The organism is Plantactinospora alkalitolerans (assembly GCF_015690345.1).
Classification (GTDB): domain Bacteria; phylum Actinomycetota; class Actinomycetes; order Mycobacteriales; family Micromonosporaceae; genus Plantactinospora; species Plantactinospora alkalitolerans.
This window is the reverse complement of record NZ_JADPUN010000160.1, coordinates 1-23,262: the sequence shown is the minus strand read 5'-3', so window position 1 is coordinate 23,262 and position 23,262 is coordinate 1. Positions and strand designations below refer to the sequence as shown.

Sequence of the window (23,262 nt, the reverse complement as noted above, 5' to 3'; positions counted from 1 at the left end):
CCACCAGCGTGGCACCCCCGGTCCGGGGCGTCAGTACGCTCAGCAACCCGCCGCAGAGCAGCGTCGTCCCGATCACCACCGCCGCGAGTACGGCGGTCAACCGCGCGACGACCAGGTGCACTCCGACGTGGCGCAGCCCCCAGCGCAACAGCACGACCGTGACGACGGCGGCGGTGATAGCGAGCCCGGAGAACGTGTCGGTCGCCCGCGCCAGCCACAGGTAGGCCGCACCGGGCTCGGTGGTGCCCCACAGTTGCTGCCAGCCGCCCACCCGGCCCATCAGCTCGCTCGAGACGAACTGGGTGCCGAGCACGGCGAGCAGCAGCCCCGCCGTACGACGGGCCTGGTCAACGGCCAGCACGTCCTGTAGCCCCGCCGCGATCTGCCGCGCCGACCCGAACTCCAGTACGGCGCGCCGCTCCGCCTCCGGCGTACCGACCCCGTTCCGTTGGTGACTCTCCGCCGCGTCGACCAGCGCATCGCGGATCTCGGTCAGCATGTCCGCGCGGAGTCGGGCGGATCCCCGCAGCCCCGAGCGCACGGCGGAGACGTAGTCGTCGATAACGGCCGTCACCGAGCCAGTCTCCCCGGTCGGAAGGGAGTCCGCCATCCGGAGGATCCCTGACCGGGCTACGGCGCCTTTCACGTGGGCTGTGCCTTGACGCGACGGATGTACGGATTCGACCTTTCCGGGGTGTCTCTGAGGTATCGGGTATTAAGTCCTTCCGACTCACCGTCTGCTTTTCCTTGCCCGGAATGAATTGATGGGATCTGCCCGCCATCGATATGGATCGCACTTTTCAAGCGCGCAGCGGCCTAATTCCACTTGATAGTGGGTTTTCTTCACGTAAGCCCGCGATGCCCGGAAGGGCGCCGTACGGTGACATTCAGTGGCTACAACCCATTTGTAGCCCTCCGCGCCCCACTTGGTGCGGCCGTGTCTTGTATTCGAAAGGCAGGGAGCTTGATGTCCGAATTCCAAGGGAGCCATGTGGATCCCGGTGGTCAGCCCACAACGCGGCCCACAAGGCGGCGATCCCGGTGGTTCTTAGCCGGAGGCATCGTCGCAGGCAGCCTGGTGGTCGGAGCGAGTGGCCTGACCGGCGTGGCAACGATGGCCGGCGACAAGGGCCTGACCGATCTGAACCTGGGAAACCTGTCAGTCGTCGCCTTCGACAACGACAAGGGCGAGAACGGCAAGGATCCCGGCAAGCACGACGAGAACCCGAAGGACAGGCAGGACGAGGGTCAGAACTCTGGCGGCAGCGGCTGGCAGGGTGGCGGCGAGAAGGACAAGGGCTGCGACACCGGGAACAGCGGAGGCTGGAACGGCTCGTGGCAGGGCAAGGACGGGTCCGAGCAGGGCAAGGACGGGTCCGAGCAGCGCGAGGACAAGAAGCACGAGGACAAGAAGGACCCGAAGGCGGGACCGGCTGAGTCCAAGGACCCGAAGGTCAAGCCCGAAGAGTCCAGGGACCCGAAGGCCGGACCGGCCGAGACCAAGGACCCGAAGGCCGGCCCCACGGAGACCAAGGACCCGAAGGCCGGACCGGCCGAGACCAAGGACCCGAAGGTCAAGCCCGAGGAGTCCAAGGACTCGAAGGCCAAGCCCGAGGAGTCCAAGGACTCGAAGGCCAAGCCCGAGGAGTCCAAGGACTCGAAGGCCAAGCCCGAGGAGTCCAAGGACTCGCACGGCTCCGGCTCGCAGGGCGGCTCCGCCTGGCAGGGCGGCTCCCAGGGTGGGTCGCAGGGCGGCTCCGCCTGGCAGGGCGGTTCGCAGGGCGGATCCCAGGGTGGGTCCCAGAGCGGCTCGGAATGGCAGGGCGGCTCCGAGGGCGGCTCCCAGGGCGGCGGCGAGAACGGTTCGTCCGGGGAGACCCCCGGCTCGGACGGTTCGCGCTGGCACGGCGGGTCCGAGAGCGGGAGCGAAAGTGGCTCCGGCAGCCAGGGCTCGGCCTGGGAGTGCGGTTCGGACGAGGAGAACAAGGACGTCAAGTCCGTTCCCTGTGACCCGGACGAGCTCATCGCGGCGCTGGTACACGCCAACGCCGAGGGTGGGGCCAGCCTCAAGCTCGCGCCGAAGTGCACGTACGTGCTCACCGCGTACGACGACAGTGGTGAGAAGCACAACGGCAAGGGCGGCAAGGACGATGGCAAGGCTCCCGTGGACGCCGCGGGTGGCCCGGCGCCGTCCGGCACCGCGACCGGTGTCAACGGCACCGGCAGTGTCAACGGCAAGGACGGCAAAGGCGGCAAGACCCGCAAGCACGGTGACAACTCGGGTCTGCCGGTCATCAAGACGCCCATCAAGATCAAGGGCGAGGGCGCGACCATCACCCGGGACTCGTACGCCAAGGACTTCCGCTTCTTCACCGTCCGCGACGGTGGCGAGTTGGAGTTGAGCGACGTGTTCCTGAAGAACGGTCGGGCCTCGGACGGCGGTGCGATCTCGGTCGACCACGGCGCCAGCGCCGTCGTCAAGCGCATCACCGTCGCGCACAGCACCGCCCTCTCCAAGGAGGGTGGCGGCGGGGCGATCTTCAACGACGGCCACATGGCGGTCCTGGAGAGCAAGTTCGTCGACAACAGTTCGGCCGGCAACGGCGGCGGCATCCTCAACGGGGGCGTCCTCACCGTGGAGAAGTCGGAGTTCTTCGACAACAGTGCCTACGGGGCTGGCGGCGGGCTCGCCAACCACCAGGGCGCGGCCGACATCTACAAGAGTGCCTTCGAGCGCAACAACGCGGCCGAAGGCGGCGGCATCGCCAGCGTCTCGGCCCGGACGAAGATCGACGGTGGCGAGGTCAACGGCAACACCGCCAAGGTGGGCGGCGGCCTCTTCAACAAGGACGCCACCCTCACGGTTCGGCACCTCAATGTCAGCCACAACCTCGGGACCGCCAACGGCGGTGGCTTCGCCACCATCAAGGGCCTGCTCGTGGTGGATGACAGCAAGATCCTCGGCAACACCACCCGTGGTGACGGCGGCGGGATCTTCGCGGAGAAGTCCGAGGTGATCGTGCGGAAGACCGAGATCAGCCGCAACAGCGCTGTCGGTCCCCGCTCGGTCGGTGGCGGTATCGCCATCAAGGGCGGCTCGCTGAAGCTGTCCTGGGTCAAGATCACCGAAAACGACGCCACCAAGAAGGGTGGCGGCATCTTCGCCAAGGACGTCAAGGTGAAGGTGGACGACGATTCGTTGATCATCAAGAACCGGCCCGACAACTGTGGCGGCCCGGAAGACATCGACAACTGCTTCGCCTGATCCTCGACACGAGGAGCGGGTGGTCGACGTCCGGTGAGCGGTACGAGCACCACCGTCGACGACGAAGCGGGCGCATCCGGTTCCCCGGGGGAACGGTCCTCAGGACCAGACCTCCGAGGAGCCGGATGCGCCTATCGCCGGGTGGCGACCGCGCGGGCGAAGAACGCCAGGTTGGCCGGACGCTCGGCGAGCCGCCGCATCAGATAGCCGTACCAGTCGGTGCCGTACGGCAGGTAGACCCGCACGGTGTGCCCGGCCTCGACGAGCCGGGTCTGCTCGTCGGGGCGTACGCCGTAGAGGAGTTGGAACTCGAACTCGGACGGCGCCCGGTCGAACCACCGGGCCCGGTCCTCCGTGATCGCGATCAGCCGGGGGTCATGGGTGGCGAGCATCGGGTACCCGGAGCCGGAGAGCAGGATGTTGAGACAGCGGACGTACGACTTGTCCACCTCGCGGGCCGACTGGTACGCCACCGACTCGGGCTCGGAGTACGCCCCCTTGCAGAGCCGTACCCGGGATCCCGGGGTGGCCAGCTCCCGACAGTCGGATTCGGTCCGCCGCAGGTACGCCTGGAGCACCGCCCCCGTACCCGGGAAGTCCTTGCGCAGCTCGGCCAGGATGTCGAGGGTCGAGTCGGTGGTGGTGTGGTCCTCCATGTCGAGGGTGACCGTGGTGCCGGCCGCCGCCGCGGCGGCGCAGATCGCGTGGGCGTTCTCCCGGGCCAGCCGCTCGTCGAACTTCTGTCCCAGTGCGGAGAGTTTGACGCTGACCTCGGCCGGCGGGGTCAACCCGGCCTCGGCGAGGCCGGCGAGCAGACGCAGGTACTCGTCCCGCACGGCGGTGGCCTGGTCCCCGCCGACGGTGTCCTCACCGAGGTGGTCGATGGAGACCGCCAGACCATCGGCGACCAGCGCGCGGGTGGCGCGCAGCGCGTCGTCGGTGGAGATGCCGGCGACGAACCGGCGTACGACGTCCCGGGTGAAGGGGGCCGTCTCGACGAGCCGCTCGAACCGGGTTGACCGGGACGCGGCGAGGATGACCGATCGGAGCATGAGCCGAGCGTAACGCCAGCCGGTTCCCCGTACTCGGGGACGCCGACTGCCGGCCGGCGCCGCCGGGAGCCCGGAGGTCGGGGCGGGGGCGCCGGAAGCCGCCTCGACGCACCCGTCCACCCGGATCGGGCCGCACCCCGGGGTATCGGGCGGTGGCACGCATCGGTTACAACGATCTCGTGGAAAAACTATCGCGACGGCGTCTCCGGTCCGCGAGCGTGCACCTGGGTGCGCTCACCGCGCTCGCCCTGACCCTCACCGGATGCAACCAGGTGGGTGACGACGACGACTGTGACTCGCGGTCGACCAAGCCGAAGAACCGCTCCCTCGCCAGCGCCGACCCGGCCTCGGCGGGTGTGGTCGAGGCCAGGGTCGGTGGCGGAGGCGGAGGCGTCGAGCCGGTCGCGGCGGTACCCACCCAGAGCGGCTTCGGCACCCACCTCGCCTCCTGCGGCGGTTGACGGTGCGGCGGGAGAGCAGCACGCCCCGCCCGGACTGGTCGGCGACCGTTCGTGGCCAGGGTCTGGTCTACGCCGACACCGAACTGCCGGACGGCAGGTTCATGTCGTACTGGGACGAGAGCGCCTGCTACCGGATGGAGCTCGACGAGGTCCTCCGGCTGGAGGAGGCGACCGAGGAGCTGCACCGGATGTCGGTGGCGGCGGCCGAGCACGTGGTGGCGAAGAACCGGTTCGCCGAGTTCGGCATCCCGGCCTGGGCGGCCGAGGCGGTCACCCGGTCGCTGCGGGAGCAGCCGCCCACCCTCTACGGCAGGTTCGACCTCTGGTACGACGGTTCCTGGCCGCCGAAGATGCTGGAGTACAACGCGGACACTCCGACCGCGCTGGTCGAGGCGGCGGTGATCCAGTGGTACTGGCTGGAGGACACCCGTCCCACCCTGGACCAGTGGAACAGCCTGCACGAGCGGCTGGTCGAGGCCTGGCGGAAGATCGGCGCCGGACTGCACGACCCGCTGCTGCACGTGGCCTGGTCGGACGAGGAGGAGACCGGCGAGGACCAGATGACCGCCGGCTACCTCGCCGAGACCGCCCACCAGGCCGGACTGAAGACCGAGATGCTGCCGATGCTCGAGATCGGCTGGGACGGCCGCCGGTTCACCGCTCCGGCGGGCCCGGACGGGATCCGTACGCCGATCCTCACCTGCTTCAAGCTCTATCCGTGGGAGTGGATGCTCGCCGAGCCGTACGGCCGGCCGGCGCTGGACCCGGGCACCCCGACGACCTGGATCGAGCCGGCCTGGAAGTTGCTTCTGTCCAACAAGGCGCTGCTCGCGGTGCTCTGGGAGTTGTATCCCGATCATCCGTTCCTGCTGCCCGCGTACCTCGATTCGCCCCGGGGAATGACCGAATACGTGGTCAAGCCGTTGTTGGGCCGGGAGGGTGGATCGGTCCGGATCGTCACCGGAGCGGGAGAGATCAACAATCCCGGGATCTACGGTGACGAGGGATGGTGCTACCAGGAATTCCGCGCACTACCGTCGTTTTCGGATAACCATGTGGTGTTGGGCAGTTGGGTGGTCGCCGGAGAGTCGGCCGGGGCGGGCATCCGGGAGAGCAGGAGCCTGATCACCGATGGCTACGCGCGGTTCCTTCCCCACTACGTGGACGCGCCACGGGAGCCGTGAGTCGTCTACGGTTGTCGGGTGAACTTCGACGCGTACGCCCGGACCGGGGTTGATCTCGTCAACGCGCGACTCGACGACCTCGACGACCTCCGGGCCGTTTTTCCCGAGGAGCACGGTTGGATGCGCGATGAGGTGACCGAACGCGATGTCGCCGCCTTCCGCCGAGCCCAGAAACGACTCCGAGACGTCTTCGAATTCGGATCCGCCGGCCGGGACGCCGACGCGGTGACCGAACTGAATTCGCTTTTGGAGAACTACCCAGTTCAGCCACGCATCTCCGGTCACGACGCCAAGGACTGGCACATGCACGTGACCAGCCGGGGCGCCTCGGTCAGTGCCGAGTACCTGGCCGGCGCGGTCTGGGGTCTGTCGGTCTGGCTCTGCGAGTACGGCAGCGCGCGGTTCGGCCTCTGCGCGGACGACCGGTGCGGCAACGTCTACCTGGACACGTCGTCGAACTGCTGCCGCCGGTTCTGCTCGGAGCGCTGCGCCACCCGCTCGCACGTCGCGGCGCACCGGGCCCGCAAACGGGCCGCCGTCGAGGCGAAGACGCCGGCTCCGGTCGAGTTGACCGTCGCGGAGATGGCTCCCGCGTCGGTCGGCTGACCGGCGCCGCTGTCCCGCACCGGTTCGACGGCGCCGACCGCCCCGCTCACCGAGGTCGCCACCGAGCGGGGCGGGTGACCTGCGCCGCCGTGCCGCCGCCAGCCCCGTCGGCACCGTCCTCACGGGCAGGGGCGCCACCGGCCGCCCTCCTTGACCAGGAGGAGTTCCCGGGTCCGGACGGCACCACTGGCATCGGTGATCCGGAGGGACGGTCGCCGACGCGCTGGACCGATCCGGCGGCGTCCGTGAGACTCCGGTACACCCGGTAGCCGCTGGCCGCCGCGACCACACAGGACACCGCCAGCAGGGTCACCAGAACGTTTGAGCAGGACGGGCATGGGGTGCCGGATTGACGGCCGTGCGTCGATCCTGACGCACCACCCGCCCCGATTCCGGTCAAGAAACGGTTGGTGGAGGAATCGATCCGACGACGTCCGGCATAGCAGGTATCCGCATGGCGGCGTTATCCGATGTCCGACAGGATCCGAGGTCGGCTCACCTGTATGCGGTGAGTAACCGAGAACGTCCCAGGTCCGGTGGAGCCAACGGGACGACCAACCGCCGACGGTACGCGGTGAAGCGACAAATCGCCTGCGTACCCGTGGTGACCTGGCATGGCCAGCACCTTGTGCCGCCTCCGGCGTCCGCGCACCATGAGCGATATCCCCGCGACTCCGGACCCCGGTCGCGTTTCGACATGGCGCGAAGCCGTCGGTGGCCGGAACCCGACGCACGGCTGCGCCGGTCGTCGCGCTCGCCGCTGCGGTGGTCAACCCGGCGACCCGTACGGCATCAGCCGCACGTCGCCCTCAGCATCGAGCCGGATCGCGTCCGGCACGTCCACGGCGATCAAGAAGGTGACTTTCGGTGTGTGAACGATCGCGTAAGGGAGTTGGATTCGTCCTGACCGCCACGATGGTGGCCGGAGTCGGAGTCCTCGGAGCGAACGGCCAGCCGGCGTACGCGGGCGAACGTGGCACCCTGGCGCACCGGTCGATCGCTCCGGTGCGGATATCACTCGGCTGGCCGCAACAGGTGAACAACCGGGGGCAGGTCCTCAGCCTCCTGGCCCTGTGGCAGCGCGGCGTTCTGACAGAGATCGATGGCCTCGACGGCTCCTCGGTCATCACCCGGGACATCAACGGACGCGGTCAGGTCGTGGGCCAGAGCGGTACTCCGTCGGGCGACCTGCACGGGTTCGTCTGGCAGGGCGGCGTGATGACCGACCTCGGCACGCTGGGCGGCGCGAACAGCGCTGCCCTGGGCATCAACGAGCGCGGCGAGGTGGTCGGCGTCAGCAACACCGCCGACGGAGCGAACTCCTACTTCGTCTGGCGGCGCGGCGTGATGACCAGGGTGCCGACGCCCGGCCCCGTCGACATGGGGTACAGCACGGCCCGGATCAACAACCGGGGCCAGGTGGCCGCCACCTACAACAGCGACGAGCCGCCGCCACCGGGCGCCATGCCGCCGTTACGGATCCTCCTGTGGGACGACCGCAGCGGGCTGACCGACCTGGGTGACCTCGGCGGCCACGACGCCCGGCTGTACGACCTCAACGACCTCGGGCAGATCGTCGGCACCGACAACCCGGTGGACCGGAACGCGTCCGTCTTCTTCTGGGACCGCGGCGTGCGCACCCTGCTGGGGGAGATGAACTCGTCACCGCCGCTCGGGTCGATCGACGTCAACAACCGTGGACAGGTCGTCTTCACCGGCATCTCCGCCAACCGGGCTGATCGGGCGTACCTCTGGCACCGTGGCGTTCTGACCGACCTGGGCGACCTCCCCGGCGTGCACTCGTCCACGGCCGCCGCGATCAACGAACGCGGTGACGTGACGGGAAACCTCGTCGGACCGTCCGGCCTGCGGGGGTACGTGTGGCGGCGGGGCGTGGTGACCCAACTCGACGTCTTCGGCGCCAACGACAACACCGGCCACGCGACGGGCATGAACGACGACGGCATGGTCGTGGGTATCAGTTTCGATGCCGAGGAACTCGGGGTTCCGGCAAAAGGTCTCGTCTGGTACACCGATCGGCGCAGGTCCTAACCGAGCGACGGGCGGGTGATCAGCCGGGTGTGGGCGCGGTGAGGTCGAGGCGCCAGTCGTTGGAGCGCATCGGCCGGCCCGGTGGAAACTCGAACTCCGTCTCGCCGAGAAGTAGGAAACCGGCCTTGCGGCAGACCGCGTTCGAGGCGGGATTGTCGACCGACGGGAACGCGTGGGCGTACCGGTAGGTCCGCCGGGCCCGCACCACGTCGACCACGGCGGCGAGCGCCGCGGTCGCCAGCCCCCTTCCCTGGTACGTCGGCAGGATGCTCCAGCCCATCTCGAAGATCTTCTCGTCGTGCCAGAGGCGGATCCAGTAGCCGATACTCCCCACCGGTACGGCCTCCGGCAGCGCCAGGACCCGGAACATGCACCCCTGACCGGAGTCGGCGAACCGGACGTACCGCTCGTGCCGGGCGAGCACCTGCTCGTCGGTCTCCGGGCCGCCGAGGTGCCGCTTCATCTCCGGAGAGTTGATCCGGCGCAGCAGGTCGAGGTCGTCCTCGCTCCACGGCTCGATCCGCACCCGCTCGCGCGCCTGCTCCTGCGCCTGCTCCTCGGCCATGCCACCACCATCCGTCGGTCGTCCGCGTGCCCATTCAACCTGGCCGGGCGGACAGAACCGACGGCATTTCGCCACCACGCTGCGACGGCTGATCGGGTGTGGGACGGAGTGTCCGGGACGCGACGGGCGTCGACGAACGATTTTTCGGCCCGGCACGGTGCCCGCCCACCCGGTGTGAGCAGGGCCGATATCCGAACGCATATCGGTCGGGCCGGCGGATGGTCTTGGACGGGGCCGGTCCGCCGATGATGTGGTTTCGACGGCATTCGACCGCTCAACTCGCACAACGATCGGAGGGCACAGCCATGCCCGAATCTCGAATCGACCGCCGGGACCTGCTCCGGACCGCCGCCGTCGGCGCCGCCGCCCTGACCTCGGTGGCCGGGCTGTCGACATCCGCGTCCGCGTCTGTTTCCGCCTCTGGTTCCGCCTCTGGTTCGCTGGCGGCGAACCGGAGCAGGACCGGAGGCGGGAGCCGGGGCGGGAACGCGGTCGCGACGTTCCGCTGGTTCGGTACGTCCGGCTGGCGGATCGACATCGGCGCCCGGACTGTGCTCGTCGACCCCTACCTCAGCCGGTTCGACACCGGGCTGTTCAAGGGCGCGTTCAACCAGGCGACCAAGCTGACCGTGGACGTCGACACCGTCGCCGAGCACGCGGGTCGGCCGGAGACGGTGCTGGTGACGCACACCCACTGGGACCACTTCAACGACGTACCGAGGATCGCGGCGACCAGTGGTGCGCGGGTGTTCGGCACGATGACGGCGTACCAGCTCGGGTTGGCGTACGGCACGCCGCCGGCGCAGTTGAGTCCGGTCAAGGGCGGGGAGTTCCTCGACTTCGGCGACTACAGCGTCGAGGTGGTCGCCTCGCTGCACAGCCGGAACGCGTCGTACTCGATGGCCTTTCCCGGGGTGCGGCTGAGCCCGCCACGGAAGCCGCACACCATCGCCGACCTGCCCGAAGGCGACACGCTCGCCTACCAGTTGACGGTCAAGGACGGGCCGGCGGTGTTCTTCATGGGCGGCAGCGACTTCGTGGAACGGAACGTCGCCGGCCTGGCCCCGGACGTCGCCATGATCGCGATGGCGTCCAGCGACGCCACCCACGAGTACGTGCCCCGGCTGCTCGACGCCCTGGGTCAGCCGGAGATCGTGGTACCGGTGCACTGGGACAACTTCGAGACGCCGCTGCGGAATCCGCCGCAGGTCGCGCCGGCCGACCGCCTGCGCCTCGACGCCATGGTCGAGGCGGTCCGGAGGGCCGCCCCGAAGAGCAGGATCGTCGTTCCGGAGTACCTGACCAGCTACACCTTCTAGGCACGCCGTCCGGAGAGCTGGTCGACATGCTCCGCCCCCCATCGATTGACATCGTTCAATGGGGGGCGGAGCATGTCGGGATGGGCCACAGGCATCTGCTCGGCATCGCACTCGCCTTCGCGTTGGTGACCGCCGGACCGGCGCCGGCACAGGCGAGCGCGCCGGTGACCCCGCCCGGCGCCCCACGGGCCGCCGGCACGCAGTTCCTCTCCGCCACCACCGTCGACCTGGCCTGGATGCCGGCCGCCGTGGGCAGCAACCCGATCGCGGTGTACGAGGTCTACGCCCGCCGGCCAGGCTGGATCTACCCGGACCAGTTGGTCGCCACCACGACCAGCGTGTGGGTCTTCGTGCCGATCGGCGGTTTGCGTCCGGCCACGTCCTACGAGTTGTACGTGCGGGCGCGGGACACCGCCGGCGTCCACGGGCCGGCCTCGGCGCCGGTGAACATCACGACCCTGCCGAGCGAGATCGTGCCCGGCCCGCCGGTGGCGACCGACGTCACGGCCACCACCGCCACCGTTTCGTGGCGACCACCGGCGGTCGCCCCTGAACGGATCGCCGGCTACGACCTGATCGCCCCGCCCGCGACCCCGACCCAGCCGATCCAGGTCCGGGCGAGCACGGGCCCGTCGACGACAAGTGTGGGGCTCACGGGGCTCAGGCCGGGCACGAGCTACACGTTCATCGTCGTCGTCCGCTTCACCGACGGCACACCGCGCTCGGCCACGTCCGCCCGCGGCACCGTCACCACCGTCCCGTCGGTGCCGCCGTCCCCGCCGTCCGACCTGACCGTCAGCACGCTCACCCCGACCTCGTCGACGTTGTCGTGGTCGGCATCGACGCCCGGCGACTTCCCGATCTCCCGGTACTTCACGTACGTCAACGGCGGCACCCTCGGCGTCTCGAACCCCGCCGCAGACGTCCGGACCGTCACCTTCGCCGTCTCTCCCGGCAATACGTACGAGGTCTACGTACGCGCGGTCGACCAGGCGGGCGTCTACTCCGCCCCCTCCGAGACGGTGACCTTCACCGCGCCCAACGAGTAGGTCAGCGGACCGGCAAGGGGTATCGACAGCGGCCCCGGAGGCTCGTGGTCCTGTCGGGTCACGCCCGGAGGAAACCGCTGGGCGGCAACGGCCGGTCGACGATGCGGATGTCGCCGATCCAGCCGTAGAAGCCCTGCTCGACGATCCGGTTGTGATGGTGGGCGCCGACGAGCCACGGCTCGCCGGTGGTGGCCAGCCCGGTCGCCCCGGCCGACGGGTTGCGGAGCAGTCTGATCCCGTCGATGTGGAGCGTGCTGTGCCGGCCGTCGTTGACCACGGCCACGTGGAACCACTCGTCGGCGCGCATCTCGTGGCCCCAGTTGGCGACCCGGCCGGGCTGCTCGGCGGGGAAGACCGCCCACAGCACCGCCATCCCGTCGGACATGCTGAGTGTCGCGATCGGTGCCGCCGGGTCGCCGCCGAGCTTTCCGGCGTCCCGGCCGGCACCGAACCGGCTCAGGATGCTCATGTAGCCGTGGTCGCCGGTGGACCGGACGTCCGCCGGCAGCCTGACGAACGCCTCGACGGTGTAACCCTGGTCGAACGTCGCCGCGTTCAGCGGCGCCCCGTCGACCGTACGCAGATAGGCGCCGCGTGCCGGTTTCCTGCCTCCGCCTTCCTCGGACTGCCTGCTTCCGTCGAAGAAGAGGCTCGCGTGGGCCGGCTGGTCGGGATGGTGCCCGGTCGACCAGCGCAGCGCCGCCGGGCCGCTGCCGGAAAGGGTTACCCGGGTCAGATGGTTGCCCCGGCCGGAGAGGTCGTCGATCCGGACGTCGTCCGGTACGGCGGCCCCGTCGGCTCCGCCCCGGTCGAACCGCCAGTAGGCCACGGTGCCGTCGACCAGTACGGCGGCCGGGTCGCGCGGCGGGCGTGGGGCGACCGGGGCGAACCCGGCGAACCGGTCGGCGAAGTCGATGGCGAGGGAGAACCGGTTTGCCGGGTCGGTCAGCTCGACCTCCCGTCGCGCGAGCGCGTTCCGCTGCTCCGGACGCTGGCCGAGGATCCACGGCGAGAACGTCTCGACGTCGATCGTGTCGCGGGCCAGGTCGAAGTGGTAGAGCCGGAGCATCGCCGCACCGCCGTGGTAGCGGTCCTGGTAGTTGGTGATGTGCACGTGCACGTCCCGGCCGGCGGCATTGCGCCGGACGAGGCGTCCCGGCGGCCAGTAGTGCCCGTTGATGGTGAGGAAGATCTGGTCGCTTTCCGCGATCAGCCCGTCCCAGAGCCGCCGGCCATGCTCGGAGAGCCAGGCGACGCCGGTCTCGTCGGAGTCCGCGAGGTCGTGGGTGGTCAGGATCGCCGGGGTACGCGGATGCGCGGCGAGCACCGACCGGGCCCAGTCGAGGGTGCCGTCCGAGGGCCGCCAGTCGAGCGCGAGCAGCAGCCACTCGCGTCCGGCGGCCGGAAAGCGGTGGTACGTGTTGTAGCCGTCCGGCGTGCCACCACCGTACGTCGGCAACCGGCCCACCCGGTGCGGCCCGAAGACGTCGAGGTACGGGCTCGGTCCACGTTGGTCAGTGGCGGAGGCGTCGATGTCGTGGTTCCCGGCCAGCACGCTGTACGGCACCCGGTGCTGGTCGAAGACCTCGAAGACCTGGCCCGCCTCGGCCAGTTCGGCGGCGGCCGCGTTCTCGACGATGTCGCCGAGGTGGGCGGTGAAGGCGATGTTCCGGTCCGCCCGGTGGTCCAGAATCCAGCTCAGTGTCGCCGCCAGCGGTGCCGGATCGCCCCGGTCGCCGTCGAAGAGATACTGGGTGTCCGGGATGACGGCGAGGGTGAACCGGGGCGACGCGGAATCGTAGCCGTCGCCGGTACGGTCGCCGGTCCATCCGGTCAGGTCCAGGGCCGGAAGAAGCGCCCCGGCCGCCGTGCCGCCGCCGACAAGTCCGGCCCCGACCAGTCCGGCACCCTGGAGGAAGCGGCGTCGACTCGGAGTCTCATCCATGATCGCGCTCCTCGGAGGTCGCCGGGCCGCGGCTGGTACGCGGCGTCCATCATCCGCCGGTCCGCCGACGTCGAACTGTCGGGCTCGAACCACTAGTCTCGACCGCCATGTCCGACACACAGTTTCTCGCCGACACCCGGGATTCCTACGACGCCACGGTCAACGAGTACGTCGACATGTTCGGCTCGGACCTGGACGGCAGGCCCCTGGACCGGGCGTTGCTGGCCACGTTCGCGGAACTCGTACGCGCCGGCGGGAACGGCCCGGTCGCCGACGTCGGCTGCGGACCCGGCCGGGTGACGATCGTGTTGCAGAAGCTGGGGCTGGACGCGTTCGGCATCGACCTGTCGCCCGGGATGATCGACCACGCCCGCCGCACCTACCCGGCCCTGCGGTTCGAGGTGGGCTCGATGCTGGCCCTCGACCTGCCCGACGCGTCGCTCGGCGGCCTGCTCGGGTACTACTCGGTCATCCACGTTCCGTGGGAGCGCCGCGCCGAGGTCTTCGCCGAGTTCCACCGGGTGCTGGCGCCGGGCGGGCTGCTGATGCTCGCCTTCCAGGTCGGCGACGACCGGTTCCACCTCGACGAGGTCTTCGGCAAGAAGATCAACTGCGACTGGTACCGGCAGCAACCGAACGACATCGTCCAACTGCTCCGCGACGCCGGCTTCGACCTGTGGGCGACGGTGGTACGGGAGCGCGACGGCGTGGACAAGACCCCGCAGGGTTTCGTGCTGGCGCGCAAGCCGGCTCCGGAGGTCTGAGGTTCGGGGTAACACCTCGGGAGGTTCGGGGTAACACCTCGGCGGGAACGTCGGGCGATGGCCTGACAGTGGGTCCCCGGACCCCTGTCAGGCCATCGCTCCTGCTGGACTCAGCGGTGCTCCGTCCCCTTCGACGGCTTCGGGCTCTGCGGCTGGCCGTCACCCTTGCGCGGGTGCGGAGGCGGCGCGTCGGTCGTGCAGGTCAGCGGCACCCCGGTGGAGATCAGGCGCTCGACGGACCCGGGAGAACCGTGCGTCACGGCCAGTTGGGCCGGGTTCAGGTACCCGATGAACAGCTGCTTCCCGGCCGGCATCGCCGAGGGGTCGAAAACGAGCGTGACCTTGCCGTCCGTCTCGGACCTGCCCTTCATCACACGCTCGACCCCGGGCCCGGTGCCGCCGGGGTCCAGCGTCCCGTCGTCGTCCGGGCCCTTGCAGAACTCACCCTCCCTGATGAGCACCGGGAAGCCCGCCTCGCGCAGCGCCGCCTGCAATTCCTCCCGGTCGTCGAAGTAGCGCTGCTTGTCCCAGGTGACCTTGACCGTGCCGTCCTGGTTCTTGTTGACGGTGTACGCGACCGTCTGGATCTGCAGGGTGCTGCCGTCCGACGCGCCGGGCGGCGCCGCCGGCGGGTTGGCGTACGTCGCCACGCCGAGCGCGACGCCAGCGACCGCGACCAGGGCCGTCGCGGCGCCCGCCAGGCGGCGGCGGTTCAGGCGGGTACGGCCCGTAGCCATGATCTGCTCGACCGGCGTACCCATGGTGACCCCGTCCAGCGACTCCTTCAGTACGTCCAGCACCTCTGGCGTGCCCGTGTCGTAGTTGTTCATGATCCACCCTCTCGGCTCTGTTCGGTGACGAGTTGGCCGCGAAGCGTCGCGACCGCGCGTGACAGATGGGCGGTCACGGTTCCCCGGGCCATCCCGAGCGCCCGGGCCGTGGCCTCCGTGTCGAGGTCGAGCAGGACCCGGAAGACCACCACCTCCCGCTGCCGCTGCGGTAGTTGACGCAGCACGGCCAGCAGTTTGGGATCCACGGCCGGATCGCTGCCGGTGGCGTCCGCGACCTCGTACGCGTTGCCCAGTTCCACTTCCCGTCGTCGTCGACGCCACCACGAGACCCGGAGGTTCAGCGCGGTACGCACGATCCACGCTCGCGGTGCCGGATGCCGGCGAACCTTCTGCCACGACATCCACGCACGCGTGAACGCCTCGGACACCAGGTCCTCGGCCAACTGGCGGTCAACCACGACCGCCAGTACCGCCCGCAGGCACCTGTCCCGCTCGGCCTGGTAGAACTCTGTGAACTCCAACTGCCTCACGCCCCATACACGCTCGAGGGCTCCGATCCACTTACCTCAGCGGGCCGCGGCTCTTCAGGCCAGCGAATGCCGGCAAGGCGGTCGGGGCATCCTCGGATGGTGTGGTCTGGGACATTGGGCCACGCGAGCACAGCTGGCTGGCCGGGGAGACGATGGGCGCAGAGGACCGGATCGAACGAGCCAGGCAGGCATGCGACCGGGCCGTCTTCGTGGGCGACATGGCCACACTGGACACGGCGGCGCGGGAGCTGGACGCGGTCGAGGCCGATCTCGCCGTGGCGCGCGGCCGGATCATGCAGGCCCGTTCTCGGGAGCGGCGGACCGAGAACCCGGCCGAGCTGGCGTCGTTCGAGCGTGCCGCCGACCTCTACCGAGGCCTCGGCGACGTACGAGGCGAGGGCGAGGCGCTGTTCTGGGTCGGCACGTACCACCAGATGTCGCTGCGGGACGACGACACGGCGGTTCCGGTTCTACAGCGGTCGTACGAGCTCGCGGCGCAGGTCGGCGACAAGCTCACGATGTCGTACGCGCTGCGGCATCTCGGGTACGCGGACCACACCGCCGGCCGACTGGCCGCCGCGCGCGAGCGTCTGGAAGAGTCCACGCGGCTTCGACGGGAGATCGGGCTTCTGCCCGGTGTCGCCGCGAACCTGGTCGGGCTGGCCTACGTCGCGGCCGCCCAGGGCCGCCGGGATGACGGGTTGGCGCTGATCGAGGAGGCCGGCTCGATCGCCGAGGCCAGCGGCGCCGAGGCGATCCGGCGGCAGGTCGAGGAAGCGAGAGTGCACCTGGGGACGGCCCAGACGTGACCGGCCCGACGCCATCGGCCCGGAACGCACCACCGACGGTCAGGTCCACGACGATCCGCTGATACGCCTGGTCCGGACCTGCCGCCGTCCCGCCGGTCGCGGCGTGACCGGCGGGACGACACGTACTCGGACGACAGGTACTCAGGCGGTGGGTTCGGCCCCGCCCGTCGGTTCGTCGCCGGCCGGCGTGGCGGCCTCGTCGACCGGGGTCGGCTCGGGCAGCCCGGTGTCGCGCAGATGCCGGTTGTGTCGGGGTTCCTGCCGAGTTTTCGCGTCGTTGAGCCGACGCCGGAGGTCGTCCCGGACGTCGTGCAGACCGGCCCTCAGATCCTCCTCGGACGAGGTCGTGACGATCTTCGAGCGGCCGGCGATCCAGCACTCCAGGGTGATCTTCTGCCCCCTGGCCTCCCGGTCCTTCACCGACACCTCGAGTTCGGTGCCGTCGGCCGGGAAGGCGGCCAGCCGCGCGTCCAGGGGAGTGAACTGCTCGGCGATCCAGTTACGGTCGCCCTGCGAGAAGCCGGCACCGACCCGCAGGCAGTCCGCCACCGTGGCCGGGTTCCCTCGGGCGCCGCTCATCGCCGCGCCTCGCCCTCGACGAGTACGGATCCGGTGACGCGACACGAGCTGTCCATGACCATCTTGGCTGACCCCTTCGTTCGACACGCGCTGCGGTTACCAGCGGTTGATCAGTCGGTACCCAGCGGACCCGCCCCTGAAAACGCGCGGCGGCCACTACCGGCGTCACCATTCCGAAGCGGATCAGGTGCTCCGATCTTGTACGACACGTCACCGAACGACAGTTTCGGCAGGCGTACGGCCAGGAAGGGCGACCTGTCGCCTCGCTACCGTTATGCGGCGGTTGCCACTATGGTCGAACGACCCGTGCCCGCGACTCGTGGAGCCGCCGTCCCATGTCTCTTCCGTGTGCGAGCAGACGATGACCGAGCCGCAGAGTAACGCCGTCGCCGAGTTCCACCTCGAACGCTACAAGTACATCCTCCAGCAGTTGCACGCCAGCAACGAGAACGTCTACCGGTTCCTGGCCATCTACCAGGCGCTCGCGACGACGCTCGCCGGAGGCGCGCTGGCGGTCTTCGTGGGCTTCCGAAAGTGGGAGATCAGCGCCGAGACGGCCCGCGCCGGAGTCATCGGCATACTGTGCCTGATCACCCTCGTGGCCGCCTTCACCACGCTGCTCATCTTCGTCGGCATCCTCAACTGGCTGGACTACCGCCGGGAGGAGTGCGAACTGACCGACGAGGCCGTACGGCCCGGGTTCCGGAAGCCGCCCCGGCACAGAAACCTCGTCCGCTGGTACGAGACGTACATCATCCTGTTCATCGTCGCCTCGGCCATCCTGATGTGGGTGTTCGCGCTGACCCTGGTCCTGCCCGAAATGGACTGACGCCCGGCCGAGGAGTCGCCTGGCCATGGGCCGCTCAGGACCACTGTTCGAACGGTTCGTCGATCTCCTCGCCGTCGAGGAACGGCCCGAGTAGTTCCGGCAGGCGCCCCGGGTAGAACCTGTCGGTGCTGCCGACGATCTCGGTCATCGGGTACCAGCGGTAGTCGAAGTAGTCCTCGTCCTCGAACCCCACCCGGGCCGCACCGTCCACCGGTGGACCGGCCACCGACAGCCGTACCACCACGACCACCTCGTTGTTCAGCAGCCGTTTGCCGCGATAGCGGAACGTCGCCCGTCGCCGCCAGGTCGGCGCGCCCACCTGCTCCGAGCTGATCGCGATGCCGGTCTCCTCGGCCAGCTCCCGGATCGCCGCCTCGGGAACCGTCTCGCCCGGCTCGATCCCGCCGCCGGGCAGTTCCCACCAGGTGCCGAGCTCCGGGTAGGTGGGATCGCGGGTGTGGAACAACAGCACCTGACCGAGCGCGTCGAGGACCACGACCCGCACGACACTGCGCTCGATGACGTTCACCCGTACGAGTATGGCCCCGTACTTCGACATCATCGAAGCGGGACGCCGCCCAGGCCCGGCCCGGTCACCTCGGGCTGCTGGGCACCGGCGACGAAGCGTAGACAGTAGATCGCCGGCATCGGCATGTGCTGCCAGAAGTGCCGGTCCACGGCCGCGCCGAACCCGCACAGCGCCCGGGAGACGAAGGTGCCGTGGCTGCCGACCAGCACCCGCTTGCCGGCGTACCGGCCAGCCAGCGTCCGTAGCGCGGCAACAGCACGGCCGGTCAGCTGATCCATGCTCTCTCCACCGGGCCGCGCGAACGAGGGATCGGCCCAACTGTGCTCGTAATGCGGGATCCAGTCGTCGGTGAACGCCAAGCCGTCGTCCCACTCGCGCAACTCCCACCGGGTCTGCACCTCGAGCCCGTGTGAGTGAGCCGTCGGTGCGACGGTCTGGATCGCGCGGAGGTACGGGCTCGACCACACCGCCGCCGGACGCGGCACGACAAGCGGTTCAGCCAGGGCGAGCGCCTGCCGAAGACCGTCGAGGGCGAGCGGTCGCGTGAGTTCGTCCGGGCCGTCCGCCGTTCGCGGTACGGAGATCGCGTGCCGGACCAACACCACCTCGGTCTGCAATCCAGATCAACCTTTCCGGCCAGTGTTCGGAAACGACAATATCGCCGAATGTCTATGCTGTCGGCATCCTCATGGTCACCTGGGTCAGGCGGCCCAGCCGCGTCGACCGTCGGCCGAGACAGCCGGCACCGGCAGGTCGTCGACGTGTCCCCAGTGCAGTAGGTTGTCCCGGCCCAGGGCCGCTTCGCCCCAGGAGATCCGCAGCAGGCCCTGATCCGAGTTGCAGGCGTAGCCGATCAGCAACACCCTCGGTTCGGGGGAGGACTCCTCGATCGCGTCTCGCAGCTCGGAGAGGTCGCGGTCGTCGTCCGGGTGTGCCGGCATCAGTGCCTTCTGGCCGGCCGGGCGTGAGGGTGGGTCGGGAGTCCGCCGTACGCCTTGCAAGCCGGCGGCGGAAGTCCTGCCAATGTCGTGGGGGCGGCGGTGCGGCGCTTTCGGTCACCGCCGCTCCCACCCTCGGCCTACCGGAAATCCGCCGAGTGGTCCGTGGCCCACTCCGCGAACGTACGGGCGGGCCGGCCGGTCAGTCGTGGGACGACACTGGCCCACTCCTCGTTCACCGGCTCCGGGTGCCGCGCGGACTCCGCCCAGAGCATGAAGATCCAGTCCACGAACGCCTCCGGATAGCCGTCCCGGATCCACTGCCCACGGGCCTCGACGGGATCCAGTTCCTCGAACCGGACCTCGTCGCCGATCGCCGCGCCGATCGCGTGAGCCTGGGCGACCGTCGTCAGCGCCTCGGGCCCGGCGAGGGTGTACTTCCGGCCGGCGTGACCGTCCTCGACGAGAACTGTCGCGGCCACCGCGGCGACGTCGGCCTCGTGGGTGGGTTGGGTCACCGCGCCGCCGTACGGGCGGCGGACGACCCGCTCGGCCTTGATGGCCGCCGCCCAGCCCAGCCAGTTCAGCGCGAACTCGCCCGGCCGGACGTGTGTCCACTCCAGACCGGAATCCTCGACGGCGCGCTCGACGGGCAGGTAGCCGCCTGGGCCGTCGTCGCTGCCGGCCATCGCCCCGGAGAGCACCACTATCCGGCGTACCCCGGTCTGCTTGGCTGCGGCGACGACCTCCCGGGCCGTACGCCCGATCGGAAACAGGTACATCCGGTCGACGCCGTCGAAGACGCCCTCCAGCGAGGCCGGATCCTCGAGATCGCCGCCAACCACCTCGACCCCGTCGGGCAGGTTCGCCGCCGCCGGCGTACGGGTGAGCGCGCGGACGTGCTGCCCGGCGTTCAGTAGTTCGGCGACGACGAGCCGTCCCACCGCGCCGGTCGCGCCGGTGACCAGGATCGTCATGCCGCGACCTCCGTCCGGGACGCCGTGCGGAAGCCGGCCGGGTGGTGGACCCGGAAGTCGGCCGCGTGGTCGACGGCCCACTGCGCGAACGTACGCGGCGGTCGGCCGGTCACCCGCTGGATGGTGGCCGTCGGTGGGAGCACCCTGGTCCCCTCGACCGCGTCGGCGAGCAACGCGATCATCCAGTCGACGCTCTCCTCGGGATAGCCGGCCCGGAGCCACTGGAGACGCGCCTCGGCCGGATCCAGCTCCTCGAACCGGACCTCCACGCCGATGGCGGCACCGATCGCCACCACCTGCTCCACCTGGGAGACCTTTGCCGGACCTGTGAGGGTGTACGCGGCGCCGACGTGATCGTCCGTCAGCAGCGCCGCGACCGCCACGTCGGCGACATCGGCCTCGTGCACCAACGGATAGCCGGCCGTGGCGTACGGCTCGCGCACGACCCGCTCGGCGCGGATCGGCTCGGCCCAGCGCAGGGCGTTGACCGCGAGCAGCCCTGGCCGCACGTGGGTCCACTCGGCGCCGGAGGCCTCCACCGCGAGTTCCAGCCCTCGGTGCGCCTCCCGTTCCTCGGTCAGATGCCGCCGCAGCGCGTCGCTGCCGCCCCCGGCGTCGGCCGGGAGTCCCGCTGCGGCGGCAGAGTGGACGACGAACCTGCGGACGCCCGCTTGCACCGCCTCCCCGACAAAGCCGGGAAATCCGTCGCCGGAGTCGGGGGCGTAGTAGGCGAACGGGAACAGGTGGACGCGCTCGACTCCGTCGAGCGCCGCCGCCCAGGTCTCCGGCCGCAGAAAATCTCCCTGGACCACCTCGACACCGTCCGGGAGGCGCGCGGCTCCGGGCTCGCGGGTCATCGCGCGTACCGTCTGCCCGGCCGTTACCAGCCGGTCCACCACCTGGCGACCCACATTGCCGGTCGCACCGGTCACTAGAATTGCCACGTTGCTCCCTCTTGAAATCCCTGGATGGGGCGATAGACCGCCGTCGCGAAGCCACGGCCAATGGCGCGGCGGCGGTCACCAGGGAGAGTAGGTCGGATTCGAGAAGGCCGCACATAGCACATGTGTACGAACGCGTGCCGCCAACGGGTCTGGCGCCCCCGGAGTTCGGCTGTGGGTTTCCATTTGATCTGCTCTAAGTACTGCAACGGCAGTGTCAGGGGTAGCCGTGTCGTCGGTAGTGGCAGAGTCTGGCCTGGTACTGGCGTCGTCGGCGCCATCGGGACCAGGCCCACAACTGTTGCGGTGGCCGGGGTTGTCGCACGGTCAGTGCGGTGAGCAGTCGTCGGATCTCCGGTAGGGTGTAGCCGATCACCATGCCGTTGCTGGCGGCGGTTCCCCTTTTACGGCAAGAGATCGGGCTATGACCAGCCAGGTGTAGGCAGCCACCGCGAGGGTGATGTGGGCGTACCAGGCCCGCCAGTCCCTCACCTGGTACTCGTCCAGACCAGCCTCGTTCTTCGCCTGCTGGAAGCATTCCTCGACTGCCCACCGGGCACCAGCGACGCGGGCGTGGTCGACCAGGCGGGTGCGACGGGAGCCGTAGCAGGACGTGGTAGGCGATCTGGCCCGTGGTGATGCTGCGGCGGGCGAGGAGCCAGTGCCCGCGGCCGGGTTTCCACCAGGCCGGCACCCGGACAGGCACCCGCGCCCACCAATACTCACGAGGCCCGTGCGCACCCGCACCGGCCGACAGTCGACACCATGCCTGAACGACTCGGCACACTAGGGGCGATGCGCCCACACGTCTAACCTGAATGAATGTCGATGCCAGCGCTGCCACCACCCCCCCGTTGGTTCAACGCCACGGACATCCTCTCGGGGCAGGTGCGACTGCACGGCTACCCGCTGACGTTCGTCTGCGTCGGCACCCTCGGCGGGCTGGGTCCGCGCGCGCTCGAAACCACGATGGCTGCGGCCGAGCTACTCGAGGCTCAGGGTTGGCGGGTGGTCAGCTTCGGCGAGGACGGCCGACAAGTATTCCTCCGTCGCGAGCATCGCCCGCTGTCACCGGGCGCGCCGCCGCCGGTACAGCAGTCCGGCCACTAGGCCGGCGATCAGGATCGACAGTCCCACCATCGCTACTCCCCCGACGAGCCACAGCTGCCAACCGTCGCCGGGATTGCCGTCGCCGTTCGATTGACCGCCTGGTTGTCCCAACGGATTGTCGGCGATAGGCGGTACGTCGGCGGTCAACGCAGCCACAGGGCTGACGAGGCCGCGCCCGTACAGAGGAGGCGAGTCGGCGAGGGCGGTGGCAGTGGACATGATCCGTTGGATGGTCGTATTGGCGTCCGCCTCCGGCTAACGGGCACGGACCAGCGCGACAACGCCGGCCACCAGCGCGGCCGCCGACACATCCGCCGACGCGGACGCCGCGTGGCTGGAGCCGAGCGCCAAATTCCCCGCACGGTAGCCGAGGAACATTCGTAACGACATCGACGTCAGGTCGCCCGACAGCCCTCATCGGCTCGCCCTGCTATCCGCTCAGCGGACGAAGTCGGCGGTGGACCTGGCACCAACCTCGCCTTCGGGCCGGAGGCGTACCCAACCCAGGTCCATCCTGACCAACGCTTTTGCCGCCCGTAGCAGGCCCGCACGCTGGGCGGCGGCGTCGTTGACGCCAATCTCCAGGTCGAGATGCCACCTGCCGCTGCCGGCACCCGCGCCGGTAACCTCACCGTCCTCGCCGACCGCCTCCACGATCGCGTCCTCGACATCGTCCCGATCGACCGAATCGGGCAGCGGCCTGTCTCCGATGACTTCGACGAACAACATGGCGGCACGGTAGCCGAACCGGGACGGAGCCCGATCGATGACCATCGGACAACAGGCCGCACTGCCAGACGCGGCTTCGCTTCAGCCGCTTGCGCAGGCGCCCGGGTGGTTGGCGAACCGCTGGCAGCGCCGGCTGCCGGGGCCGGCGCGAGGTTCGCCGATCGGGGCGTCACACCAGATCTGCGTACGCCTCGACTGCTCGTCCTCCTCGGAGATGGTCGCCTCGCCGAAGTCGAGT

The 23,262-nt window shown here is 69.7% G+C and carries 24 protein-coding genes and 1 pseudogene; 11 read left to right on the top strand and 14 right to left on the bottom strand.

Annotated elements, in window-relative coordinates; all coding sequences use genetic code 11:
• On the bottom strand, window positions 1-610 hold a 610-nt coding region (locus tag I0C86_RS16295; RefSeq protein ID WP_196202077.1), incomplete at its 3' end, for a permease prefix domain 1-containing protein.
• Window positions 611-880: 270 nt separating this feature from the next.
• On the opposite strand from I0C86_RS16295, the gene I0C86_RS16290 reads away from it, so the two are divergent.
• Complete coding sequence (locus tag I0C86_RS16290) at window positions 881-3,265, top strand: hypothetical protein (protein WP_196202076.1); 2,385 nt, start codon at window positions 881-883, stop codon at window positions 3,263-3,265.
• A 131-nt stretch (window positions 3,266-3,396) separates the two neighbouring features.
• Here I0C86_RS16290 and I0C86_RS16285 read toward each other — a convergent pair whose 3' ends face one another.
• Window positions 3,397-4,317: a proline dehydrogenase family protein gene (locus I0C86_RS16285; protein WP_196202075.1), complete on the bottom strand. Its 921-nt coding sequence runs from the start codon at window positions 4,315-4,317 to the stop codon at window positions 3,397-3,399.
• A gap of 179 nt (window positions 4,318-4,496) precedes the next feature.
• Here I0C86_RS16285 and I0C86_RS16280 point away from each other — a divergent pair, with 179 nt between their 5' ends.
• The 4 genes from I0C86_RS16280 (at window position 4,497) to I0C86_RS44475 (ending at window position 8,620) form a co-directional block, all read left to right on the top strand.
• A complete protein-coding gene (locus I0C86_RS16280; protein ID WP_323373671.1) occupies window positions 4,497-4,778 on the top strand; it encodes a hypothetical protein in 282 nt (93 codons plus the stop codon).
• A gap of 2 nt (window positions 4,779-4,780) precedes the next feature.
• Window positions 4,781-5,962: a glutathionylspermidine synthase family protein gene (locus tag I0C86_RS16275; RefSeq protein ID WP_196202081.1), complete on the top strand. Its 1,182-nt coding sequence runs from the start codon at window positions 4,781-4,783 to the stop codon at window positions 5,960-5,962.
• A gap of 18 nt (window positions 5,963-5,980) precedes the next feature.
• Window positions 5,981-6,568, top strand: coding sequence for a CGNR zinc finger domain-containing protein (locus I0C86_RS16270; RefSeq protein ID WP_196202074.1), 588 nt, complete (start codon window positions 5,981-5,983; stop codon window positions 6,566-6,568).
• 867 nt (window positions 6,569-7,435) lie between these two features.
• The gene (locus tag I0C86_RS44475) at window positions 7,436-8,620 is read left to right on the top strand and encodes a hypothetical protein (protein WP_196202073.1); all 1,185 of its coding nucleotides are present in this window, start codon (window positions 7,436-7,438) and stop codon (window positions 8,618-8,620) included.
• A 19-nt stretch (window positions 8,621-8,639) separates the two neighbouring features.
• Here I0C86_RS44475 and I0C86_RS16260 read toward each other — a convergent pair whose 3' ends face one another.
• Window positions 8,640-9,185, bottom strand: coding sequence for a GNAT family N-acetyltransferase (locus I0C86_RS16260; protein WP_196202072.1), 546 nt, complete (start codon window positions 9,183-9,185; stop codon window positions 8,640-8,642).
• Window positions 9,186-9,490: 305 nt separating this feature from the next.
• Here I0C86_RS16260 and I0C86_RS16255 point away from each other — a divergent pair, with 305 nt between their 5' ends.
• Together I0C86_RS16255 and I0C86_RS16250 are read left to right on the top strand one after the other, a co-directional pair.
• Complete coding sequence (locus tag I0C86_RS16255) at window positions 9,491-10,504, top strand: MBL fold metallo-hydrolase (RefSeq protein WP_196202071.1); 1,014 nt, start codon at window positions 9,491-9,493, stop codon at window positions 10,502-10,504.
• Window positions 10,505-10,584: 80 nt separating this feature from the next.
• Entirely contained in the window at window positions 10,585-11,553 is a 969-nt protein-coding gene (locus tag I0C86_RS16250; RefSeq protein ID WP_196202070.1) for a fibronectin type III domain-containing protein, read from the top strand.
• A gap of 58 nt (window positions 11,554-11,611) precedes the next feature.
• Here I0C86_RS16250 and I0C86_RS16245 read toward each other — a convergent pair whose 3' ends face one another.
• The gene (locus tag I0C86_RS16245; protein ID WP_196202069.1) at window positions 11,612-13,498 is read right to left on the bottom strand and encodes a LamG-like jellyroll fold domain-containing protein; all 1,887 of its coding nucleotides are present in this window, start codon (window positions 13,496-13,498) and stop codon (window positions 11,612-11,614) included.
• A gap of 107 nt (window positions 13,499-13,605) precedes the next feature.
• Between I0C86_RS16245 and I0C86_RS16240 the strand changes: the two genes are divergently transcribed.
• The gene (locus I0C86_RS16240) at window positions 13,606-14,262 is read left to right on the top strand and encodes a class I SAM-dependent methyltransferase (protein ID WP_196202068.1); all 657 of its coding nucleotides are present in this window, start codon (window positions 13,606-13,608) and stop codon (window positions 14,260-14,262) included.
• Window positions 14,263-14,372: 110 nt separating this feature from the next.
• Here I0C86_RS16240 and I0C86_RS16235 read toward each other — a convergent pair whose 3' ends face one another.
• Both I0C86_RS16235 and I0C86_RS16230 read right to left on the bottom strand, forming a co-directional pair.
• Window positions 14,373-15,092: a hypothetical protein gene (locus I0C86_RS16235; protein WP_196202067.1), complete on the bottom strand. Its 720-nt coding sequence runs from the start codon at window positions 15,090-15,092 to the stop codon at window positions 14,373-14,375.
• Window positions 15,089-15,583: a sigma-70 family RNA polymerase sigma factor gene (locus I0C86_RS16230; protein ID WP_323373670.1), complete on the bottom strand. Its 495-nt coding sequence runs from the start codon at window positions 15,581-15,583 to the stop codon at window positions 15,089-15,091. The genes I0C86_RS16235 and I0C86_RS16230 overlap by 4 nt, the downstream gene beginning before the upstream one ends.
• Window positions 15,584-15,684: 101 nt before the next feature.
• On the opposite strand from I0C86_RS16230, the gene I0C86_RS16225 reads away from it, so the two are divergent.
• Window positions 15,685-16,392: a tetratricopeptide repeat protein gene (locus tag I0C86_RS16225; protein ID WP_323373669.1), complete on the top strand. Its 708-nt coding sequence runs from the start codon at window positions 15,685-15,687 to the stop codon at window positions 16,390-16,392.
• A 141-nt stretch (window positions 16,393-16,533) separates the two neighbouring features.
• Here the strand turns inward: I0C86_RS16225 and I0C86_RS16220 are convergent, their stop codons facing one another.
• Window positions 16,534-16,971 carry an HPF/RaiA family ribosome-associated protein gene (locus I0C86_RS16220; protein WP_196202066.1) on the bottom strand — a complete coding sequence of 146 codons (438 nt, stop codon included), beginning with the start codon at window positions 16,969-16,971 and terminating at the stop codon, window positions 16,534-16,536.
• A 361-nt stretch (window positions 16,972-17,332) separates the two neighbouring features.
• Here I0C86_RS16220 and I0C86_RS16215 point away from each other — a divergent pair, with 361 nt between their 5' ends.
• Window positions 17,333-17,800, top strand: coding sequence for a hypothetical protein (locus tag I0C86_RS16215; protein WP_196202065.1), 468 nt, complete (start codon window positions 17,333-17,335; stop codon window positions 17,798-17,800).
• A 34-nt stretch (window positions 17,801-17,834) separates the two neighbouring features.
• Here I0C86_RS16215 and I0C86_RS16210 read toward each other — a convergent pair whose 3' ends face one another.
• From I0C86_RS16210 to I0C86_RS43455, 6 genes and pseudogenes are all read right to left on the bottom strand, one after another.
• Window positions 17,835-18,329, bottom strand: a complete 495-nt coding sequence (locus I0C86_RS16210; protein WP_323373668.1) for an NUDIX hydrolase — start codon at window positions 18,327-18,329, stop codon at window positions 17,835-17,837.
• Between the two features lie 29 nt (window positions 18,330-18,358).
• The gene (locus tag I0C86_RS16205) at window positions 18,359-18,946 is read right to left on the bottom strand and encodes a histidine phosphatase family protein (protein WP_196202063.1); all 588 of its coding nucleotides are present in this window, start codon (window positions 18,944-18,946) and stop codon (window positions 18,359-18,361) included.
• A gap of 84 nt (window positions 18,947-19,030) precedes the next feature.
• Window positions 19,031-19,270: a hypothetical protein gene (locus I0C86_RS16200; RefSeq protein WP_196202062.1), complete on the bottom strand. Its 240-nt coding sequence runs from the start codon at window positions 19,268-19,270 to the stop codon at window positions 19,031-19,033.
• 137 nt (window positions 19,271-19,407) lie between these two features.
• The gene (locus tag I0C86_RS16195) at window positions 19,408-20,244 is read right to left on the bottom strand and encodes an NAD(P)H-binding protein (RefSeq protein WP_196202061.1); all 837 of its coding nucleotides are present in this window, start codon (window positions 20,242-20,244) and stop codon (window positions 19,408-19,410) included.
• Window positions 20,241-21,176 carry an NAD(P)H-binding protein gene (locus I0C86_RS16190; protein WP_196202078.1) on the bottom strand — a complete coding sequence of 312 codons (936 nt, stop codon included), beginning with the start codon at window positions 21,174-21,176 and terminating at the stop codon, window positions 20,241-20,243. The genes I0C86_RS16195 and I0C86_RS16190 overlap by 4 nt, the downstream gene beginning before the upstream one ends.
• 381 nt (window positions 21,177-21,557) lie before the next feature.
• Window positions 21,558-21,951: pseudogene (locus I0C86_RS43455) on the bottom strand (IS701 family transposase); the annotation flags it as partial.
• Window positions 21,952-22,007: 56 nt separating this feature from the next.
• Between I0C86_RS43455 and I0C86_RS16185 the strand changes: the two are divergent.
• The gene (locus tag I0C86_RS16185; RefSeq protein ID WP_196202060.1) at window positions 22,008-22,295 is read left to right on the top strand and encodes a hypothetical protein; all 288 of its coding nucleotides are present in this window, start codon (window positions 22,008-22,010) and stop codon (window positions 22,293-22,295) included.
• A 438-nt stretch (window positions 22,296-22,733) separates the two neighbouring features.
• Here the strand turns inward: I0C86_RS16185 and I0C86_RS16180 are convergent, their stop codons facing one another.
• Window positions 22,734-23,024 (bottom strand): hypothetical protein, encoded by a 291-nt coding sequence (locus I0C86_RS16180; protein ID WP_196202059.1) that lies wholly within the window; start codon window positions 23,022-23,024, stop codon window positions 22,734-22,736.
• Between the last annotated feature and the right edge of the window lie 238 nt (window positions 23,025-23,262).

Excerpts from the sequence above, each read along its gene's own strand:
- I0C86_RS16285 (WP_196202075.1), bottom strand. The coding sequence starts at position 4,317 with ATGCTCCGATCGGTCATCCTCGCCGCGTCCCGGTCAACCCGGTTCGAG.
- I0C86_RS16260 (WP_196202072.1), bottom strand. The coding sequence starts at position 9,185 with ATGGCCGAGGAGCAGGCGCAGGAGCAGGCGCGCGAGCGGGTGCGGATC.
- I0C86_RS16255 (WP_196202071.1), top strand. The coding sequence starts at position 9,491 with ATGCCCGAATCTCGAATCGACCGCCGGGACCTGCTCCGGACCGCCGCC.
- I0C86_RS16250 (WP_196202070.1), top strand. The coding sequence starts at position 10,585 with ATGGGCCACAGGCATCTGCTCGGCATCGCACTCGCCTTCGCGTTGGTG.
- I0C86_RS16245 (WP_196202069.1), bottom strand. The coding sequence starts at position 13,498 with ATGGATGAGACTCCGAGTCGACGCCGCTTCCTCCAGGGTGCCGGACTG.
- I0C86_RS16240 (WP_196202068.1), top strand. The coding sequence starts at position 13,606 with ATGTCCGACACACAGTTTCTCGCCGACACCCGGGATTCCTACGACGCC.
- I0C86_RS16235 (WP_196202067.1), bottom strand. The coding sequence starts at position 15,092 with ATGAACAACTACGACACGGGCACGCCAGAGGTGCTGGACGTACTGAAG.
- I0C86_RS16220 (WP_196202066.1), bottom strand. The coding sequence starts at position 16,971 with ATGAGCGGCGCCCGAGGGAACCCGGCCACGGTGGCGGACTGCCTGCGG.
- I0C86_RS16215 (WP_196202065.1), top strand. The coding sequence starts at position 17,333 with ATGACCGAGCCGCAGAGTAACGCCGTCGCCGAGTTCCACCTCGAACGC.
- I0C86_RS16200 (WP_196202062.1), bottom strand. The coding sequence starts at position 19,270 with ATGCCGGCACACCCGGACGACGACCGCGACCTCTCCGAGCTGCGAGAC.
- I0C86_RS16195 (WP_196202061.1), bottom strand. The coding sequence starts at position 20,244 with ATGACGATCCTGGTCACCGGCGCGACCGGCGCGGTGGGACGGCTCGTC.
- I0C86_RS16185 (WP_196202060.1), top strand. The coding sequence starts at position 22,008 with ATGTCGATGCCAGCGCTGCCACCACCCCCCCGTTGGTTCAACGCCACG.
- I0C86_RS16180 (WP_196202059.1), bottom strand. The coding sequence starts at position 23,024 with ATGTTGTTCGTCGAAGTCATCGGAGACAGGCCGCTGCCCGATTCGGTC.